We start from the raw sequence: 1,557 nt of genomic DNA on the forward strand, positions 1-1,557 counted from the left end.
GCGGGTGGGTTGGGGGTGGGGGTCAGAGATTCAGCCCCCACCCCGCCCCTTCCCGAAAGGCCTCAATCGCCGGCCGGGCTCACAAGATGGCCTCAAACGCCGGCCGGGCTGTCATTCAGCTGCTCCGTACCCGCAAGGCCCTCGCCAAGTCATCGAGTTGGTCGATGAGTTTGCGGCGTAGTGAAGGGCTGGGGTCGGCGTCTGCGAGGCAGGTCTCCCCGAGGTGGAGGGTTTCGGGGGTGACCGCGACCGTGGGGAAGGCCCAGCGGCCTGCCGCGTCGGCGATCGCGGGGCCGCGGCGGGCGGCGACGGCGACGGCGTCCTCGAAGAAGCGGGGGATGTAGTCGCGTACGAGGTCGAGTTGTTCGGGTTGCCAGAAGCCCTGCGCGGTGGCGGTGAAGAGGTAGTTGGAGAGGTGGTCGGTGGCGAACATCTCCTGCCAGGCGGCGCGCTTGGCTTCGGGGTCGGGCAGGGCGGCGCGGCAGCGGGCGGCGCCTTCCTGGCCGGTGGCGCTGGGGTCGTGGAGGAGTTCGGCTTCGATGACGGCGTCGTCGATGGCGCCGAGTACGGCGAGTCGGCCGAGGATGCGCCAGCGCAGTTCGGGGTCGAGTTCGGGTCCGCCGGGGACGCTGCCGTTGTCGAACCAGTCGCGGATGGTGTCGGGTTGGCTGGCGGCGCCGATGAGGTGGCGTACGGCGGTGAGGCGCAGGCCGGGGTTGGATCCGTCTTCGGTGCGGCGGATCAGGTCGCGGCACAGGTCGGTGAGGGTGGCGAGGGCGGCGGGCCGGTTCTCGGGGGTGACGTAGCGGTCGGCGATCTGGGTGGCGGCGAAGGTGAGGACGCCTTGGACGAGGGCGAGGTCGGTTTCGTGTGGGAGGTGGGCGCGGGCGGCTTCGAGGTAGGCGGCGGGCGGGAGTTCGCCGTCGCGTACGGCGTCGCGTAGGGCGTTCCAGACGACGGCGCGGGTCAGGGGTTCGGGGAGCGCGGACAGGGACTGCTTGAGGGTGGTCCAGGAGGTGTCGTCGAAGCGGATTTTGGCGTAGGTGAGGTCGCCGTCGTTGAGGAGGATGAGGTCGGGGCGGCGGCCGGGCAGGATTTTGACGGATTCGCCTTGGGGGACGTCGAGTTCGAAGCGTTCGCGGGGGACGAGTTGGGTGCCGTCGACGAGGTCGCGGTCGTAGGTGCCGACGACGATGCGGTGGGGCCGGTTGCCGTGCTGGTCGACGGTGAGGTGCCAGTAGCCTTCGGCTTCGCCGGGTGTGGGGGTGAGGGTGTCGACGCCGGTCGTGCGCAGCCAGACGTCGGCCCAGGCGTGGACGTCGCGGTCGGTGGCTTCGGCGAGTGAGTCGATGAAGTCGGCGAGGGTGGCGTTGGCGAACTTGTGCCGCTTGAAGTGGGTGTTGATTCCGGCGAGGAAGTCTTTTTCGCCGAGCCAGGCGACGAGTTGGCGCAGGGCGGATGCGCCCTTGGCGTAGGAGATGCCGTCGAAGTTGAGTTGTGCGGCGGCGGTGTCGGGGACGAGTTCGGGGTCGGGGGCGACGGGGTGGGTGGAGGGTC

1 protein-coding gene is annotated in these 1,557 nt (G+C 70.1%); it reads right to left on the reverse strand.

Features of this window, described 5'->3' with window-relative positions; genetic code table 11:
* Positions 1-115: 115 nt before the first annotated feature.
* A partial coding sequence (locus U9R90_RS36115; RefSeq protein WP_411061721.1) for a M1 family metallopeptidase occupies positions 116-1,557 on the reverse strand: 1,442 nt, incomplete at its 5' end.

Source organism: Streptomyces sp. E11-3 (assembly GCF_046540415.1).
GTDB lineage: Bacteria > Actinomycetota > Actinomycetes > Streptomycetales > Streptomycetaceae > Streptomyces.